The sequence below is a fragment of the Pseudomonas syringae group sp. J254-4 genome (genome assembly GCF_032586855.1).
In the GTDB taxonomy this organism is placed as follows: Bacteria; Pseudomonadota; Gammaproteobacteria; order Pseudomonadales; family Pseudomonadaceae; genus Aquipseudomonas; species Aquipseudomonas amygdali.
The window spans coordinates 12,381-28,557 of the sequence record NZ_JAWHOO010000030.1 but is presented as its reverse complement, the minus strand read 5'-3'; the positions used below and the strand labels follow the sequence as shown (position 1 = coordinate 28,557).

Sequence of the window (16,177 nt, the reverse complement as noted above, 5' to 3'; positions counted from 1 at the left end):
GCAGCAAGGCCTCGATCAGTGTTGATCGGGGCCTTGTCGTTTGTGCGGTTGTGGGTTTTAGTTTTTCCGGGCAAAACTCGCCGTTCCGTCGCTCGTCAATTTAACAGCGCCGGAGTCATGCTGTTTCAGGGCCGGGCGATAAAAAAATAAGAGAAATTCATGAAACTTTTTAACAATCTTGGACTGTACGCCCGCCAAGGGTTTAAAAAGCACAAGCGCCGTGAAATCATCAGCTTACAGCGCAACCCTGAACTGTTTGCGCAACGCTTTGCCTATTTGACACTTTTGCGTTTCTTTGCAAATATTCGATTGCCTCCTGAATGCGTAACGCATTGTCACGCTTTTCCACTTGATAAAAACGCCGCCTTTAAAAACGGGCGGTAGCATTGGGCAGTTTTATTGCCCACTCCGTTACTGCAAGATCCCGCCTGTTTTACGTGTTGTAACTTTCTGTAAAAAACACTGTTTCATGACGACTCATCACTTCGGTGAATGAGCCTTTGTCGGTGTTCGGTTGTATGTGTTTCGCCTCGAATCGTGCAGGGACGCTGGTTCGCCTGATCAGCCAGGCACTCGATCATCCAGAACTTCTGTGCTGCACCAACGTATGAAATGACGATGGAGCATCATCATGTTTGATAACGGTATGGAAACAACCTGCGGCTGCGTCGTCGGAGGGGCCGGGCTCGCCGGCATGGGGTTTTTGTTCAATGCCCTGAAGACCGGCGCAATGCCTGGAATTGCCGCGAAAGGATTGATCGTCATTGATGCAGGCGACCGGCCCGGAGCAGGCGTGCTGGGAGAGTATCGGATTACCGCCAATTCTGTGGGCGATGTATTCATCGATTGCCTGCGCGATCCGGCGTTGCGTGAGGTATTCGAGCCGCTGGAAAACTCGGCAGCGTATTGGCGTATCAACGCGCAGGCGCAAAGCGCGCCGCAGTTATCTGATGCCGGTCTGCTCATGGCCGAGGCCGCCAGGCTGGTACTCGACCACATCATGCAGCGCTACGGAGTAAAAGTCTGGTCCGGTACGACCATTGAAGAGGTGGTGAGTGACGGCGACACATTCTGCCTGCACGTTGACGGTCCGCACGGCAAAAGACGTGTGCGCTGCCGGGTGCTGGTACTCAATCTGGGTGGACGTCAGGACCCTCAACACCTGATTGACGCTCTCTCAGGGCAGGGGCTGGCGTTGCCGGGCAATGTGAATATTCAAAGCGCCGACAGGTTGCTGCGTATGAATGCGGTGCAATTACGCGAAGTGTTCGGTCCCGCGCTGGTCGGTAAGGGGAGAATCACGATTGTGGGTGGGTCACACAGTGCATTTTCAATGCTGGAAAATCTGGCAGATGCACTGGAGTTCGCGGGTTTGCAGGAACTGACGCTTATTCATCGAAGCCGCATCAGGCTGTTTTACGAAAGTGTCGAACAGGCAATGGCGGCTGGTTACCTTTTCGATACTCAACACGATGTGTGTCCGGTATCAGGTCGGGTCAACCGCTCCGGCGGCTTGCGCTATCGGGCGCTGGATATTGGACGCGAGGCGCTGTGTAGCGGCCGTGTCGGCAAGACGGGGGTGCGCGTGCAGATGCTGCAGACGTTGGGTGGGCGACCTGATGACCACGAGCTGGCCCGGCTAGCGCTTGCCGGATCGGCGGTGGTTGTGCAGTGCTCTGGCTATCAACCCGTGCTGCCGACGCTAAGAGATGCCCAAGGCAACTTCATCCATCTGCGCGAGACAAAGGGCGGTCTTGAATCCGACGCTTGCGGCTGTCCGTTGGACCAGCAGGGGCGTCGACTGAAGGGCCTGTATCTTTTTGGTCTGGGGGCCGGGCTTGGCGTCGATCCGCATCTGGGCAGTGAGCCCGCCTTCAATGGACGTATTTACGGTGTCTGGCAGTTTCACCATGACGCAAGCCGAGCAGTGGTTGAGGCCGTCACCAGCAGGCTGTCCTGTCCCACTGCTGTTGCCGTGGTACCCGGGCTGGACTTGTTCATGCAGGCAGCGCTTCACATACAGGCGGTTTAGGCAGCGATTACAGGGATGGGTAAACAGCACCATAAAAAACGGCGTCCCAGGGACGCCGTACGGCTGTTTGCCAGTAAATGGCAAATCAACATTGAATAAGGGGGTGCTGCAGGAATTATTGTGGGTCCTGGTTTGGAGCCAGTTCTGCCTGGATACGTTTGTAGATTTCTTCACGATGCACTGAAACATTTTTTGGTGCATTGATGCCCAGGCGGACCTGAAGCCCTTGAACGCCAAGAATCGTGACAGTGATCTCGTCACCGATGTTTATGCTTTCGCCTACTTTGCGAGTGAGTATCAACATAATCTTTTCCTTGATGGCCTCTTGAAAACGCCTCTCTCAAGAGGCTGGCGTTTGCCTTTGCGTGGTGATTGTTGCCGAGTGCATCCAAATGCATCCGTCTTATGACGTCACATGGGTGAATTAAATTCCCTCGGTTCATTTTCTTGTCATCGAGATTTGCATCTGCGATACGACGAGCGCGCCAATTCTGCCCGTTTCGACGTGAAAATGCCCGTATTTACTGGCGTCATGTAAAAAGTATCGTGAACCGCTGCACGCTTTGAGGTCGTCATCGTCTCACTCGACGAGGCGGGATAAGCCCATCTCGGCATGAGTGTAAGCGTAGGCATGACTTTGCGAGATTGCTCGGACTTTCTGAAAATTCAGTTGAAAGTGTTGAGCGGGGATGTAGGAAAGGGCTGCCGGGTTACTGTTGCTTCTACGCTCCGGCGCGTTAACCCTGTCAGAGACACTGGGTGCCAGATTCGGAATGCGCGCTGCGGCGCAGAGATGCGATGTACAGCAAGGCGTTGGCCTTCGCGGGTTTCATAGCCCGCAAAGGCCCTGCCTGTAATGGGCTTAGAGCGCCATCGACAGCAACATGATGAAGATCAGGCCGACCACCGACAGGATGGTTTCCATCACCGTCCAGGTCTTGAAGGTTTCGGCAACCGTCATGTTGAAGTACTGCTTCACCAGCCAGAAACCGGCATCATTGACGTGCGAGAGGATCAACGAACCGGCACCGGTTGCCAGCACCAGCAGCTCGCGGTTGACGCCGGGAATCAGGCCGACTACGGGTGCCACGATACCTGCACCGGTGATGGTTGCCACGGTAGCCGAACCGGTTGCAATACGGATGACGGCAGCCACCAGCCAGGCCAGCATGATCGGGTTGATCTGAGCCTGCACAGCCATGTGTCCGATCACGTCGCCCACGCCGCTGGCGACCAGCATTTGCTTGAAGCCACCGCCTGCACCCACGATCAGAACGATTGCCGCAACCGGTGCCAGGCTCTGGTCCAGCAGTTTCATGATTTTTGTACGGTCAAAGCCACGCGCTGCACCAAAGGTGTAGAACGCCAGCAAAAGCGCTGCGAGGAGGGCGCTGATCGGGTGACCAATCAGGTCCATCCAGATGCGGAACATGTTGTTTTCCGGCAACACCACATCGGCAAAGGTCTTGAGCAGCATCAGGAAGACCGGCAGCAGGATGGTCACCAGCGTAATGCCGAAGCCTGGCAGGTTTTCAGTGCTGGACTCTTTGGCAATCTGGTCCATCAGTTCCTTTGAAGGCGTGCCAGGAATGCTTTTGGAAATCCAGTTGCCGAAGATCGGGCCAGCGATGATGGCCGTCGGCAGTGCAACGATCAGTCCGTAAAAAATGGTCTTGCCAATGTCGGCACCGAAAATGCCGATGGCCAGCAACGGCCCCGGATGTGGCGGAACCAGACCGTGCACCGCTGACAGGCCTGCCAGCAGCGGGATACCGATCTTGACGATGGATACGCCGGTACGACGGGCAACAATGAACACCAGCGGGATCAGCAACACAAAGCCGATCTCGAAGAACAGCGGGATGCCTACCAGAAAGGCCGAGAACATCATTGCCCAGTGCACTTTCTGCTTGCCGAAGGTACGTATCAAGGTTTGCGCAATCTGGTCTGCGCCGCCCGAGTCGGCCATCAGCTTGCCGAGCATGGTGCCCAGACCGAGAATAATACCGACGAAGCCCAGCACGCCACCGAAGCCGTCCTGGAAGGATTTCATGACTTTTTCAACCGGCATTCCCGAGGTCAGGCCAAGAAAGCCTGCCGCCAGGGTCAGCGCGACGAAAGGGTGCACTTTGAAGGTGGTGATCAGCAGCACCAGGCCGACGATGGTCACCAACGCATCGACGAGCAGGAACGTCTCATGGGTCATACCGAACATGGGTGTTTCTCCGGTTTATTGTTTTAAGGAGCTGTTAACAGCGCCGACGTTTTTATCGTGTGTACGCAAGACAGCGCTGTCTTCTGCGCTCACGCCTTTATCAGGCGTGGGAGTCTTTCCACCATGCTGCGGCTTGTTCACCGATGACAGCGATAGGCTGCGATGCATCGACGATCAGTGTCAGCGGCTCGCCATAGGGCGGCTCAAGGGTTGCGAACTGGCTGTCCACCAGACTTGCGGGCATGAAATGCCCCGGCCGGTGCGAGCAACGTTCGGCGGCAAGTTCCTTGCTGAGTTCCAGAAAAACAAAGCCCAGGCCAGGCACGGCATCGCGCAGACGCTGGCGATAGATAAGCTTGAGCGAGGAGCAGGTCAGCACAGGGTGCTCGCCGTTTGCCAGGGCAGCAGCCATCTCTTCGCCCAGGCGGGTCAGCCAGCCGGCGCGGTCTTCATCGTTGAGAGGGGTTCCGGCGCTCATCTTTTCGATATTTGCCGGGGGGTGGAACGCATCGCCTTCGATCAGGCGACCGCCGCTGTTGCGGGCGATCTCGGCACCGACGGCGCTTTTGCCGCAGCCAGAAACACCCATTACCACAAGGGCGGAAATAGCAGTATTCGCAGTTGTCACAGTAGGCACCTCATCTGGAGACAGCGCTGTCTTTGTCCGGTGGACATCAGGCTCAGCCCGGGCTGTTCCAGTTTTTGTCGTTGTTTTGAGCTCATCAATAAGCATTGGAGGCTGTTCTCCGCGGCGACCCTGACCGGGTGGCCCATGTGAAACCAGCGATAAAGCATTGTCACCTTCCATGAGACAGCGCTACCTTATGGGGCATTCGACACATTTGGCAACCCCTATGTTAGTTGGCAACGCATGATCCGCATTGGTTCCCGCTCTACTGGTCGCCCTACGCTCAATGAGGTGGCGAGGCTTGCCGCCGTGTCGCCGATCACGGCCTCCCGGGCGCTGCGCGGCGTTACCACCGTTGCGCCGGAGCTGGCGGAAAAGGTCCGCGCTGCGGCACAGACCCTGGGCTATGTCGCCAATCCTGCAGCCAGGGCGCTGGCCTCTTCCTGCAGCCAGACCGTCGTGGTGCTGGTGCCTTCGCTTTCCAACCAGTTGTTTATCGAGACGCTGGAGGCCATTCAGGAGGTGTTGCGTATCCGCGGTCTGGACGTGGTGATCGGCAACTATCACTACTCGCCCGACGAGGAAGAGAAACTGCTGCGCAACCATCTGGTCAATCGTCCGCGGGGTATTCTGCTGACCGGTTTCGACCACACCGCAGCGTCGCGCCAGATGCTTGAAACCAGCGGCGTACCTTGCGTACACATGATGGAACTCGATACTCGACTGGGTACCTATTGCGTTGGCTTCTCGCAACAGCAGGCGGGGGCCGAAGCCGCACGCCATCTGTTGGGCCGTGGTCGCCGTCGACTGGCTTACATGGCCGCTCAGCTCGACCCTCGCGTATTGCAGCGCGGGGCAGGGTTTCGCCAGGTGCTGGAGGAAGCCGGGCTGTTCGACCCCGAGCTGCAGGTCTCGACGCCTCAGTCGTCCTCGATTGGCCTGGGTGGTGAGTTGTTTGCCCGCCTGCTGGAGCAACATCCGGATGTCGACGGGGTTTTCTTCTGCAATGACGACCTCGCGCAGGGCGCGGCCCTTGAGGCTTTGCGTCTGGGCGTCGCCATTCCCGAACGCGTATCGCTGGTGGGCTTCAACGACCTGCCCGGTTCTGCCCACATGGTGCCGCGCCTGACCTCGATACGTACGCCCAGGGAGGAAGTCGGGCAGCGCGCGGCACAGCTGCTGCTGGGCTTGCTCGACGGTGTCACGCAGCATCCGCAGGTGGATCTGGGGTTTGAGCTGGTGGTACGGGAAAGCTCCTGAGTCTTTCTTAAGGCCAGCCCTGCATGCTTTCCCCCGGGCCATCACGCTGACCAGTGGTCGTTGCGCTACGGGCTTTCCCGCCGCCGGGCTGGAGTGCCCGACGGCCCTGTCCTGCAACCCTGCCGATACCCTCATTCGAACGGTTTCGGCGCGTCCGGACTGTTATTTCTGACAGTACCCATCCCCTCGTGTTGAGTATTCAATGACCCTACGTTTTTGGATCGGAGCGGCATAAGTGTCTTGGCCGCATCGTTGGATGACGGGGATATATCTTCTTATCTATTCCCCGTCCTGGCGGTCTTACAAGACCTATTGAAGGGTGAGAGAAATGCAAAAAAAAGCATCTCAAAACGTTAGAGCTCTGACTCACATTGCAGACCCGGTCGGTTCAGAAGTCCCTCTGGACATCGCCTGGTTGACCGGCATCATCCCGCTGGGCTTTGTACCCGCTGAGATCGTTATCAGTCCCGATGAAACTACGCTGTATGTCGCTCATGAGAGTGGCCGCGAAGTCAGCGTGGTCGACATCGCCAGTGCAAGCGTGGTTGGCAGTATCAAGCGGGCAGGCGCGGGTGCGATTACCCTGAGCCCCGATGGGAAACGGCTTTACACCATTGGTCAGAAGAGGTGCTACGTGGTGGACACGCGCTTGCGCGAGGTCATCAGGATACTTCCGGCTGCCAACGTCAACCGCATCCTGTGCAGCCCGGATGGCCGGTTTATCTGCCTGTCCTTTCAGAATGCGCTTGGCGGGCTTATCCGCCTGATCGAGACCGAGAACTACACGGTCGAAAACGAGTTTGATCTGGGTGCCCTGACCAATGCGTCGCTGGCCCTCGGGATCAGCCCCCTGAATGACCGGTTTTACGCGACGATGCTGGTCGACCGGACGGCACCCACCGATGTCCTTGCGATCAGCAAGGTGGATTACCTGCAGCATGATATTCCCGGCTTTTCCGATCCGCGGTCGATGGCCTTCAGTTCCGATGGCGCCTGGCTGTATGTGGGCGGAATCGACGAGGTCTACATTATCGATGCCGCCACCAACAAAATGTTTTATCGGGAGAAGATAGGTACCCAGGGCTATCCGGTAAAAGTCATAGGCGTCACGCCGGATGAGCGCTATGTATATGCGATCTACACCTGCAATTACGACGTCTACCGGATCGACACTGTGAAGGGAATCGCCACCTGTATCGCCTACTTTCCTTCGGTGGGCGGCGCGGTACTCAACAGGACCGGTACCTATATCTACTCCTCCCACCCGGACATGAGCTGGATTTCGATCTACAGGCTGTAGTTGCTCCCGTCAAACCTGCCACGGCCGATGACGCAGGCGCAGTGGCCGGTTGTCTTTGTCATCGGGGGCCTGCACTGTCAGTCGGCATTCAGCGCCGCGATGCCGGCCTTGGCCACTTGCGCATCCTGCTCGGCCTTGACGCCGGAGACACCCACCGCGCCAATCACCTGGCCGTCAACGATGACCGGCACGCCGCCTTCCAGCGAGGTCAGCAGCGGGGCGCTGAGAAATGCCGTACGCCCGCCATTGACCATTTCTTCGTAACCTTTGGACTCACGTTTGCCGAGTGCCGAGGTACGGGCTTTTTCGATCGAGATATAGCTGCTGATCGGCGACGCGTCGTCCAGTCGCTCGAACGCCAGCAGATGGCCGCCGTCATCAACGACAGCGATGGCCACAGCCCAGCCATTGGCCTGGGCCTCGTCGCGTGCGGCACCGAGCATCAGGCTCACTTCGGTCTGGGTAAGGACGGCTTTGATTTTCATGGGTTGCTCCGGAGCAGTGGTTATTGGATAGGAGTTCAGCGAGATTCTGGAGTGCCAAGCGCTTCGTCAATCAGCTCGATCCAGTGCCGTACCGCAGTGCGGTTGGCGCTGGCCAAGTGAGTCTGACAACCGATATTGGCGGTGGCGATGACCTGAGGCTTGCCGCTTTCCAGCGCGCTCATACGGTTGTCGCGCAATTGACGGGCCAGGGCTGGCTGAGTGATTGAATAGGTGCCGGCCGAGCCGCAGCATAAATGGCCGTCCGGCACTTGGGTCAGGTTGAAGCCTAGACGAGTCAGCACGCGTTCCACTTCACCACCGAGTTTCTGTGCGTGCTGCAAGGTACATGGGCAGTGGAACGCCAGTCGCGTGTCGACCTTGATGCCGAGGGTTTCCAGCGGCTCGTCACGCAGCACTTCGACCAGATCCTTTGTGCACGCACTGATGCGCTTGGCCTTGTCTGCATAGGCGGGGTCGTGGCGCAGCAAATGACCGTAGTCCTTGACGAATGCACCGCAACCGCTGGCCGTCTGGATGAGGGCTTCGGCACCGCCTTCGAGCGCGGGCCACCAGGCGTCGATGTTGCGCCGCGCCCGGTCCAGACCTGCCTCCTGTGCATTCAGATGGTAATCCACGGCGCCGCAGCATCCGGCGTTGCCGACTGCAGTAATACCGATGCCCAGACGATCAAGCACCCGTGCCGTGGCAGCGTTGGTATTAGGTGACAGACCTGGCTGCACGCAACCTTCAAGCAGCAGCGCCTGACGTGCATGACGAGTGGACGGCCGAAGCCCGGCAGGATGGACTGTTGCAGGCAGTTTGATTGCCAGTGTCTGCGGCAACAAGGGCCTGAACTTCATGCCCATTCCGGTCAGCAAACGGAACAATCCGGCATTGGGAATTACCTGGCGCAGGCCTTCGCGCAGCAACCGCTGGCCAAGCGGGCGGGGCACCAGGGCCTCAACCGCTGCACGGCCGATGTCCAGCAGGTTGTGATAATCCACGCCGGACGGGCAGGTGGTCTCGCAGTTGCGGCAGCTCAGGCAGCGGTCCAGGTGCAAGCGGGTTTTTTCGGTGACTTGCTGGCCTTCGAGCACCTGTTTGATCAGGTAGATTCTGCCGCGCGGGCCGTCCAGCTCATCACCCAACAGTTGATAGGTCGGGCAGGTAGCGTTGCAGAAACCGCAATGCACGCAACTGCGCAGGATGCGTTCGGCCTCTTCGGCGCGGGGCAGGGTTCTGGCGTGTTCACTCAATGTGGTCTGCATGCTTAAAACTCCGCGTACAGTCGGCCGGGGTTGAAAATGCCCTGCGGGTCGAGCCGGCCCTTGAGGGCCTGGTGGTAACGCAGTACAGGTGTGGCCAGCGGCTGGAACGGGCTGTCGACAACGCCCTGGCCGTAGCAGGTCGCATGCCCGCCAGCCGCCGTGGTGATCGCTCTAATGGTTTCGCCGTCTGCGTCGGATTTCAGCCAGCGTTGTGCGCCGCCCCAGTCGAGCAGTTGTTCGCCTGGCAGGTCCAGCACAGCGCTTTCGGCAGGTACGCAGAGCCGCCATAAGGGTCGCGGGTCCAGAAAAAAGGGCAGACGCTGCTCATTCAACTGCTGCCAGTACGCGCCATCGAACACTTCGCCACCGAGCCGCTCATGAGCTGCTGCCACCGAGCCTTCGCCGCCTTCAAGACGCAGGCGCAGTACTTGACCGTCGTGGCAGGCTGCGCTGATGGGCATCGGTTGCTGACCCCATTCGGCGAGGCGGGCCAGGGCTTGCGAGCTGTCCATCTGCAGCGCGATGCTGCTGCACAGACGCGGTTTGGGCAGTACCTTGAGCGACACCTCGGTCAGCACCCCAAGGCAGCCGAAACTGCCCGCCATCAGGCGTGAAACGTCATAGCCTGCAACGTTCTTCATGACTTCGCCGCCGAAGCGCAAATGCTTGCCAAGGCCGGTGATGACCCGGGTGCCCAGTACGAAATCACGCACCGACCCGCTCCAGGGGCGGCGCGGGCCCGACAGTCCCGCTGCGACCATGCCGCCGAGCGTTGCGCAGCCAAAATCGGGCGGCTCGCAGGGCAACGTCTGGCCTGCGGCGTCCAGCACCTGCATCAGCTCGCTCAGTGGCGTACCGGCACGGGCGGTGATCACCAGTTCTGTCGGGTCATAACTGACGATGCCACGGTGTTCGCGGGTATCGAGCACCTCGCCTGCTGCCTCACGGCCAAGAAAGGCCTTGCTGTTGCCACCCTGAATACGTAACGGCGTGCTGTCCCGCAGCGCTTGATCGACCCGCTCGAGCAGAGCCTGGCTGACGTCTTTGTCCATCTCGCTCATCAGAAGCGCTCCAGTTCGGGAAACGGCAATTGCCCGGCATGAATATGCATGGCACCGAATTCCGCGCAGCGATGCAGGGTCGGGATATTCTTGCCGGGGTTGAGCAGGCCGCTGGCATCGAATGCGGCCTTGATGGCATGAAAAAAAGTCAGTTCGTCACTGTTGAACTGCGCGCACATCTGGTTGATCTTCTCGCGACCGACACCATGCTCGCCGGTGATGCTGCCGCCGACCTCGACGCACAGCTCGAGGATCTTGCCACCCAGCGCCTCTGCGCGCTCCAGTTCACCCGGTTGATTGGCATCGAACAGGATCAACGGGTGCATGTTGCCATCGCCAGCATGAAACACATTTGCCACGCGCAGGCCGTACTGCGCTGACAACTCCTTGATGCTGCGCAATACCCCTGGCAACTCGCGTCGCGGGATAGTGCCGTCCATGCAGTAGTAATCCGGTGACAGACGGCCCACGGCGGGGAAGGCGTTCTTGCGACCGGCCCAGAAGCGCACCCGTTCGGCCTCGTCTTTCGCCTGACGCACTTCGGTCGCACCAGCCAGTGTCAATACCTCGCGAACCCGTTCGCAATCAGCATGTACATCGGCTTCGACCCCGTCCAGCTCGCAAAGCAGGATGGCTTCTGCATCAACCGGATAGCCTGCATGAATGAAATCCTCGGCGGCGCGAATCGCCAGATTATCCATCATCTCCAGCCCGCCGGGGATGATGCCAGCGGCAATGATATCGCCCACCGCTCTGCCTGCTTTTTCCACGGAATCGAACGCCGCCAGCAGCACTTTGGCCACCTGCGGTCTGGGCAACAGCTTGACCGTGACTTCGGTAATGACACCGAGCATGCCTTCGGAGCCGGTAAACAGTGCCAGCAAGTCGAAGCCCGGTGAGTCCAGCGTGTCGCTGCCCAGCGTCATGGGCTCGCCTTCGACGGTCAGTATCTCGACCTTGAGCAGGTTGTGCACGGTCAGTCCGTATTTGAGGCAATGCACGCCGCCCGCATTTTCTGCCACGTTACCGCCGATGGAACAGGCGATTTGCGAAGACGGGTCGGGTGCGTAATACAGACCGTGGGGTGCTGCTGCCTGGGAAATGGCCAGGTTGCGTACGCCGGGCTGGACTCGTGCCAGACGAGCAGCCGGGTCGATAGCGAGGATCTGATTGAAGCGCGCCATCACCAGCAGCACGCCTTTTTCCAGCGGCAGTGCGCCCCCCGACAACCCGGTGCCCGCGCCGCGAGCGACCACCGGCACGCGACGCGCATGGCACAGTTTGAGCAGCGTCTGCACTTCTTCGACATGCCGTGGCAACGCCACCAGCATCGGCGTGGTGCGATAGGCCGATAACCCGTCGCACTCGTAGGGGCGCAGCTCTTCGGCGCGGTGCAGGATGTCCAGGTCGGGCAGTTGGCGTCGTAGCTCATGCAGCAATTGCTGCTTGTCGACCGCGGGCAGCATGCCGTCGATGCGTTCGTCATAAAGAATATTCATGCAGGCACCCAGCGTTGTTTTTATCGGGTTAATGCATCCTAGCTCATTCAGCACAAGGCTTGAGTTGACAGCGTCAGGCGGATCGCGCAATTTACGCATTACGTAATGTGGTTACGAAAATAATAAACACAGCACCCGTGCGTCAGGCAGGCGACTTCCGTGGACCTATTCACTTACTACCGCTCGACCTCAAGTTACCGTGTGCGTATTGCGCTGGCCCTAAAAGGGCTGGATTACGCTGCGATCCCGGTCAACCTGCTGCTTGATGGCGGCGAGCAGCGCACACCCGGCTACAAGGCGGTCAACCCGCAGGGCAGGGTGCCTGCATTGAGGCTGGACGATGGCGTGGTCATCACCCAGTCACTGGCGATCATTGAATACCTGGAAGAGTGCTACCCGCAGCCTGCGTTACTGGCGCAGGATGCTGTTCTGCGTGCGCGCCAGCGGGCCGTTGCGGCGCTGGTCGGCTGTGACATTCACCCCTTGCACAACGTTTCGGTGCTCAACCGGTTACGCGGTCTGGGTCACGACGAACCCGCTATTCTGAGCTGGATCGAGCACTGGATCGGCGAAGGTTTGCAGGCCGTCGAGCAGTTGATCGAAAAGGACGGTTTCTGTTTTGGTACGAGCCCCGGCCTTGCGGACATTTACCTGTTACCACAGCTGTATGCAGCCCATCGCTACAACGTCGAACTGAGTGCATACCCGCGTATCCAGCGGGTCGAGCGTCTGGCCATGCAACATCCGGCCTTTCAACAGGCACACCCTGATGCACAATCGGACAAGCCGGAGTAGGCTGCCCTCATGAAGATTCTTGGTCTGCAACTGATATTCGGTGATTTTCTCGCGCGCAGCGTGCGAGGGATCCCGTGTGCGCCGCCCGCAGGACAGTGATTGCGCTGGTTTAACCACTCTCACTTTTCCTGCAAGGAGCCAGTCATGGCTGATCTCTACGAAAACCCCATGGGCCTGATGGGCTTTGAATTCATCGAATTCGCGTCACCGACTCCCAACAGCCTGGAGCCTGTGTTTCAGATGATGGGTTTCACCAAAGTCGCGACCCATCGTTCCAAGGACGTGACCCTGTATCGTCAGGGCGCGATCAACCTGATCCTCAACAATGAACCGCATAGCCTGGCCTCATACTTTGCCGCCGAACATGGCCCTTCGGTATGCGGCATGGCGTTCCGCGTGAAAGATGCGCAGAAGGCTTATAACCGGGCACTCGAACTGGGTGCACAACCGCTGGAAATCGCCACCGGCCCCATGGAATTGCGCTTGCCCGCCATCAAGGGCATCGGTGGCGCGCCGCTGTACCTGATCGACCGTTTCGGTGAAGGCACCTCGATTTACGACATCGACTTCAACTTCATCGACGGCGTCGACCGCCACCCGGTCGGTGCCGGCCTTAAATTCATCGATCACCTGACCCACAACGTGTATCGCGGTCGCATGGCGTACTGGGCCGGGTTCTATGAAAAGCTGTTCAACTTCCGCGAGCTGCGCTATTTCGACATCAAGGGCGAATACACCGGCCTGACCTCCAAGGCCATGACCGCCCCGGATGGCATGATCCGCATTCCCCTGAACGAAGAGTCGTCCAAGGGCGCCGGGCAGATCGAAGAGTTCCTGATGCAGTTCAACGGCGAAGGCATTCAGCATGTGGCGTTCTTTACCGATGACCTGATCAAGACCTGGGACGCGCTGAAGGAAACCGGCATGCGTTTCATGACGGCGCCGCCGGATACTTACTACGAAATGCTTCAGGGAAGACTGCCCGATCACGGTGAGCCGGAAACTGAACTCAAATCGCGCGGCATCCTTCTCGATGGTTCTTCAGAAGGCGGCGAGCGCCGATTGCTGCTGCAGATATTCTCCGCAACCCTGATGGGCCCGGTGTTCTTCGAATTCATCCAGCGCAAGGGTGATGACGGGTTTGGCGAAGGCAACTTCAAGGCGCTGTTCGAGTCCATCGAACGAGACCAGATCCAGCGCGGTGTACTGACGCCGGACTGAGCATAAGAAGCATCCGCCTTGCGCGATCAGACGAGCCTGCTCAGGCTCGTTCTGAGTCATTTGTGCTTGAGCACGTCAGCCTGCCGATTGTGAGACGAGATATAACGCTCGGTAAATTCATGCGCCGGCATGGGACGACCATACAGATAGCCCTGACCCTCGTCGCACACATAATGACACATCAGACTTTCCTGCTCGCGGGTCTCTATGCCTTCTGCCGTGACCTGGAGATTGAAGCCGTTCGCCAGCCTGATAACGGCCTCGATGATAACTTCGTCTTTTTTGCTGCGCTCAACGCCACTTACGAATGAGCGGTCGATTTTCAGCCGTGTCACCGGATAGTCTTTCAGCAGGCTCAGGGACGCATAGCCGGTACCGAAATCGTCGAATGCAATGCCCACACCCAATGAGCGAAGGTGGCGCAACGGTTCCATAATGCGTTGTTCGTTTCGCAGGATGATGTTTTCCGTGATCTCCAGCTCGAGTGAGTGTGCCGGCAAGGAAAAGTCTTCAAGCGCACTTTCAACCATTTCCGCAAAGTCACGCATGCGAAACTGAGCGGCGAACAGATTGACGCCGATGCGAAATTCGTCACAGCCGGTGTTTTGCCATTGCGCTGCCTGCTCACAGGCTGAGCGCAGGATCCATTCGCCCACTGGTACCGCGAGAAGACCCGCTTCCAGTGCAGGTAGAAAAACCGCCGGGGACACCACACCCAGTGTCGGATGGTTCCAGCGAATAAGGGCTTCGGCTCCGGTAATACGACCGTCCGCAAGGCGTACCTGAGGCTGATAGTACAGCTCGAACTCTTTGTTGGCCCACGCCTGACGCATTGATGAGCTGAGCGCGCCTCTTCTTGACGCGGTCTGTCGATGCTCGGAGGTGAAGGTGCGAACAAGGGAACGTCCGTCAGACTTGGCCTGGTAGAGCGCCAGATCCGCATTGCCGAGCATTTGCTCCTCGTCGTAGTCGCAGCCGGACCTTACGGAGACGCCGATGCTGGCGCCGATGTAGATTGAATTGTCTTCAAACTCAATCGGTTCCTCGATGACCGCGATGAGCGCCAGGCCCAGCCTGGTCGCGTTGTCAGGGTCTGCCGTGTCTGACAGGAACACGACAAACTCATCGCCGCCCAGACGCGCGACCATATGGCTGGCCGGGACGTTTTCGCGAAGACGAAGAGAGGTCACCTGGAGCACAAAATCACCCGCAGCGTGGCCCAGCGTGTCGTTGACGTCTTTGAAACCGTCCAGATCGATCAGCAGGATAGCTGCTGGCAGCTGCGCATCGCACGCCTCCTTGATCCGCCTTTTGAGTGTCGATCGATTGGCAAGCCCGGTCAGATGATCGTATTCAGCCGCATGCTTGAGTAATTTGTCCGCCTCGACACGCTGGGTGACGTCACGAATGATCGCTCCGAATTGTGGCTCGCCGGCATACGTCCATTGTGAGAGCGAGAGCTCGATGGGGATTGTATGACCGTCGCGATGGATGGCCGTCAGGTTGATGGATTTTCCGATAATGGAGGCCGGGCCGCCTGCAGACACCCTCGACAGACCTGCATGATGTCTGGAGCGCATTTCGGGCGGAATAATGATATCGAGAGGCTTTCCCATGGCGTCCTCGGATCGATGCCCGAAAATGAGCTCGGCCGAGTTGTTCCATGAGATGATCCGGTTTTTGCTGTCCGAGCAGATAATCGCGTCGGGTGAAGTCGAGGTGATATTCATGAAGCGGGCGTGGCTGTCTTCATTCTCGAGCGCGAGCCGACGCAACTCCATTCTTTCGATGACTATGACCGCCAGATCCTGAAGAACCAATTGATCTCGCTGCGAGAAAGTCTCCCGAGGTTTATTGTCGATCAGGCACAGGCTGCCCAGCACATGACCGCTGGCGGTTATCAGCGGCGCCCCGGCATAAAAGCGAATATAGGGAGCGCCTACTACCAAGGCGTTTGAGCTGAATCTCTCATCCTGCAATGCATCAGGCACCAGAAAAACGTTACGGCCCATGAGCGCAAAATTACAGAATGAGACGTCACGGCCCGTTTCGCAGACATCGAGGCCGATACGCGCCTTGAAGAATTGCCGATCGCGATGAACCAGCGAAATCAGCACAATGGGCACATCGAAAATCCGCGATGCCATTTGCACGATCTGATCGTATTCGTGCTCAGGTGGGGTATCCATCAACGAAAAAGCATTCAAAATCCGAATACGTTCTTCGTCGTCATCGCCGACCGGGTAAGTGTTCATTTGAGGCTATCGCGATAAGCTGATCGCAGCTGAAACACGAAGCGACCGATGTGCAAGGCCGCTGTGCCGGTTGCGGTGACATCACCGTGCCAGCATGCGCTTGAGCCACGCCGGAAAAGCAACGTTCGATACATTGGCATTGGAGCACCTCTCACAGT

At 58.4% G+C, this 16,177-nt stretch carries 14 protein-coding genes; 6 read left to right on the top strand and 8 right to left on the bottom strand.

Annotation, left to right across the window (positions count from 1 at the left end):
* The first annotated feature begins 159 nt into the window (after positions 1–159).
* The gene (locus RYB09_RS24830; protein WP_144439789.1) at positions 160–384 is read left to right on the top strand and encodes a hypothetical protein; all 225 of its coding nucleotides are present in this window, start codon (positions 160–162) and stop codon (positions 382–384) included.
* A 247-nt stretch (positions 385–631) separates the two neighbouring features.
* Positions 632–2,032, top strand: coding sequence for a lysine N(6)-hydroxylase/L-ornithine N(5)-oxygenase family protein (locus RYB09_RS24825; RefSeq protein WP_230016481.1), 1,401 nt, complete (start codon positions 632–634; stop codon positions 2,030–2,032).
* 115 nt (positions 2,033–2,147) lie between these two features.
* On the opposite strand, the gene csrA is transcribed toward RYB09_RS24825, so the two are convergent.
* The 3 genes from csrA to RYB09_RS24810 form a co-directional block, all read right to left on the bottom strand.
* Complete coding sequence (gene csrA, locus RYB09_RS24820; protein ID WP_002554157.1) at positions 2,148–2,336, bottom strand: carbon storage regulator CsrA; 189 nt, start codon at positions 2,334–2,336, stop codon at positions 2,148–2,150.
* A gap of 558 nt (positions 2,337–2,894) precedes the next feature.
* Positions 2,895–4,247 carry a GntP family permease gene (locus RYB09_RS24815; protein ID WP_055005401.1) on the bottom strand — a complete coding sequence of 451 codons (1,353 nt, stop codon included), beginning with the start codon at positions 4,245–4,247 and terminating at the stop codon, positions 2,895–2,897.
* A gap of 100 nt (positions 4,248–4,347) precedes the next feature.
* Positions 4,348–4,836 carry a gluconokinase gene (locus tag RYB09_RS24810; RefSeq protein WP_058400965.1) on the bottom strand — a complete coding sequence of 163 codons (489 nt, stop codon included), beginning with the start codon at positions 4,834–4,836 and terminating at the stop codon, positions 4,348–4,350.
* A 282-nt stretch (positions 4,837–5,118) separates the two neighbouring features.
* Between RYB09_RS24810 and RYB09_RS24805 the strand changes: the two genes are divergently transcribed.
* Positions 5,119–6,135 carry a LacI family DNA-binding transcriptional regulator gene (locus tag RYB09_RS24805; protein ID WP_058400966.1) on the top strand — a complete coding sequence of 339 codons (1,017 nt, stop codon included), beginning with the start codon at positions 5,119–5,121 and terminating at the stop codon, positions 6,133–6,135.
* Positions 6,136–6,463: 328 nt separating this feature from the next.
* Positions 6,464–7,435 carry a WD40 repeat domain-containing protein gene (locus RYB09_RS24800; protein WP_058400967.1) on the top strand — a complete coding sequence of 324 codons (972 nt, stop codon included), beginning with the start codon at positions 6,464–6,466 and terminating at the stop codon, positions 7,433–7,435.
* 77 nt (positions 7,436–7,512) lie between these two features.
* On the opposite strand, the gene RYB09_RS24795 is transcribed toward RYB09_RS24800, so the two are convergent.
* Genes RYB09_RS24795 through glcD form a run of 4 tightly spaced genes read right to left on the bottom strand, consistent with a single transcriptional unit; the run spans position 7,513 to position 11,748 of the window.
* A complete protein-coding gene (locus RYB09_RS24795; protein WP_002554153.1) occupies positions 7,513–7,920 on the bottom strand; it encodes a heme-binding protein in 408 nt (135 codons plus the stop codon).
* Positions 7,921–7,955: 35 nt separating this feature from the next.
* Entirely contained in the window at positions 7,956–9,188 is a 1,233-nt protein-coding gene (glcF, locus tag RYB09_RS24790) for a glycolate oxidase subunit GlcF (RefSeq protein ID WP_058400968.1), read from the bottom strand.
* 2 nt (positions 9,189–9,190) lie between these two features.
* Positions 9,191–10,249: a glycolate oxidase subunit GlcE gene (glcE, locus tag RYB09_RS24785; protein ID WP_058400969.1), complete on the bottom strand. Its 1,059-nt coding sequence runs from the start codon at positions 10,247–10,249 to the stop codon at positions 9,191–9,193.
* Positions 10,249–11,748, bottom strand: a complete 1,500-nt coding sequence (glcD, locus tag RYB09_RS24780) for a glycolate oxidase subunit GlcD (protein ID WP_058400970.1) — start codon at positions 11,746–11,748, stop codon at positions 10,249–10,251. Before glcD ends, glcE begins: the two co-directional genes overlap by 1 nt.
* Before the next feature lie 159 nt (positions 11,749–11,907).
* Here glcD and maiA point away from each other — a divergent pair, with 159 nt between their 5' ends.
* On the top strand, positions 11,908–12,543 hold the full coding sequence (gene maiA, locus RYB09_RS24775) for a maleylacetoacetate isomerase (RefSeq protein ID WP_058400971.1): 636 nt from the start codon (positions 11,908–11,910) through the stop codon (positions 12,541–12,543).
* A 144-nt stretch (positions 12,544–12,687) separates the two neighbouring features.
* Positions 12,688–13,764 carry a 4-hydroxyphenylpyruvate dioxygenase gene (hppD, locus tag RYB09_RS24770; protein WP_122259438.1) on the top strand — a complete coding sequence of 359 codons (1,077 nt, stop codon included), beginning with the start codon at positions 12,688–12,690 and terminating at the stop codon, positions 13,762–13,764.
* A gap of 56 nt (positions 13,765–13,820) precedes the next feature.
* Here hppD and RYB09_RS24765 read toward each other — a convergent pair whose 3' ends face one another.
* A complete protein-coding gene (locus RYB09_RS24765) occupies positions 13,821–16,019 on the bottom strand; it encodes a putative bifunctional diguanylate cyclase/phosphodiesterase (protein ID WP_122259437.1) in 2,199 nt (732 codons plus the stop codon).
* Between the last annotated feature and the right edge of the window lie 158 nt (positions 16,020–16,177).

Excerpts from the sequence above, each read along its gene's own strand:
- RYB09_RS24830 (WP_144439789.1), top strand. The coding sequence starts at position 160 with ATGAAACTTTTTAACAATCTTGGACTGTACGCCCGCCAAGGGTTTAAA.
- csrA (WP_002554157.1), bottom strand. The coding sequence starts at position 2,336 with ATGTTGATACTCACTCGCAAAGTAGGCGAAAGCATAAACATCGGTGAC.
- RYB09_RS24815 (WP_055005401.1), bottom strand. The coding sequence starts at position 4,247 with ATGTTCGGTATGACCCATGAGACGTTCCTGCTCGTCGATGCGTTGGTG.
- glcE (WP_058400969.1), bottom strand. The coding sequence starts at position 10,249 with ATGAGCGAGATGGACAAAGACGTCAGCCAGGCTCTGCTCGAGCGGGTC.
- glcF (WP_058400968.1), bottom strand. The coding sequence starts at position 9,188 with ATGCAGACCACATTGAGTGAACACGCCAGAACCCTGCCCCGCGCCGAA.
- RYB09_RS24765 (WP_122259437.1), bottom strand. The coding sequence starts at position 16,019 with ATGAACACTTACCCGGTCGGCGATGACGACGAAGAACGTATTCGGATT.
- RYB09_RS24810 (WP_058400965.1), bottom strand. The coding sequence starts at position 4,836 with ATGGGTGTTTCTGGCTGCGGCAAAAGCGCCGTCGGTGCCGAGATCGCC.
- glcD (WP_058400970.1), bottom strand. The coding sequence starts at position 11,748 with ATGAATATTCTTTATGACGAACGCATCGACGGCATGCTGCCCGCGGTC.
- RYB09_RS24825 (WP_230016481.1), top strand. The coding sequence starts at position 632 with ATGTTTGATAACGGTATGGAAACAACCTGCGGCTGCGTCGTCGGAGGG.
- RYB09_RS24805 (WP_058400966.1), top strand. The coding sequence starts at position 5,119 with ATGATCCGCATTGGTTCCCGCTCTACTGGTCGCCCTACGCTCAATGAG.
- RYB09_RS24795 (WP_002554153.1), bottom strand. The coding sequence starts at position 7,920 with ATGAAAATCAAAGCCGTCCTTACCCAGACCGAAGTGAGCCTGATGCTC.
- RYB09_RS24800 (WP_058400967.1), top strand. The coding sequence starts at position 6,464 with ATGCAAAAAAAAGCATCTCAAAACGTTAGAGCTCTGACTCACATTGCA.
- hppD (WP_122259438.1), top strand. The coding sequence starts at position 12,688 with ATGGCTGATCTCTACGAAAACCCCATGGGCCTGATGGGCTTTGAATTC.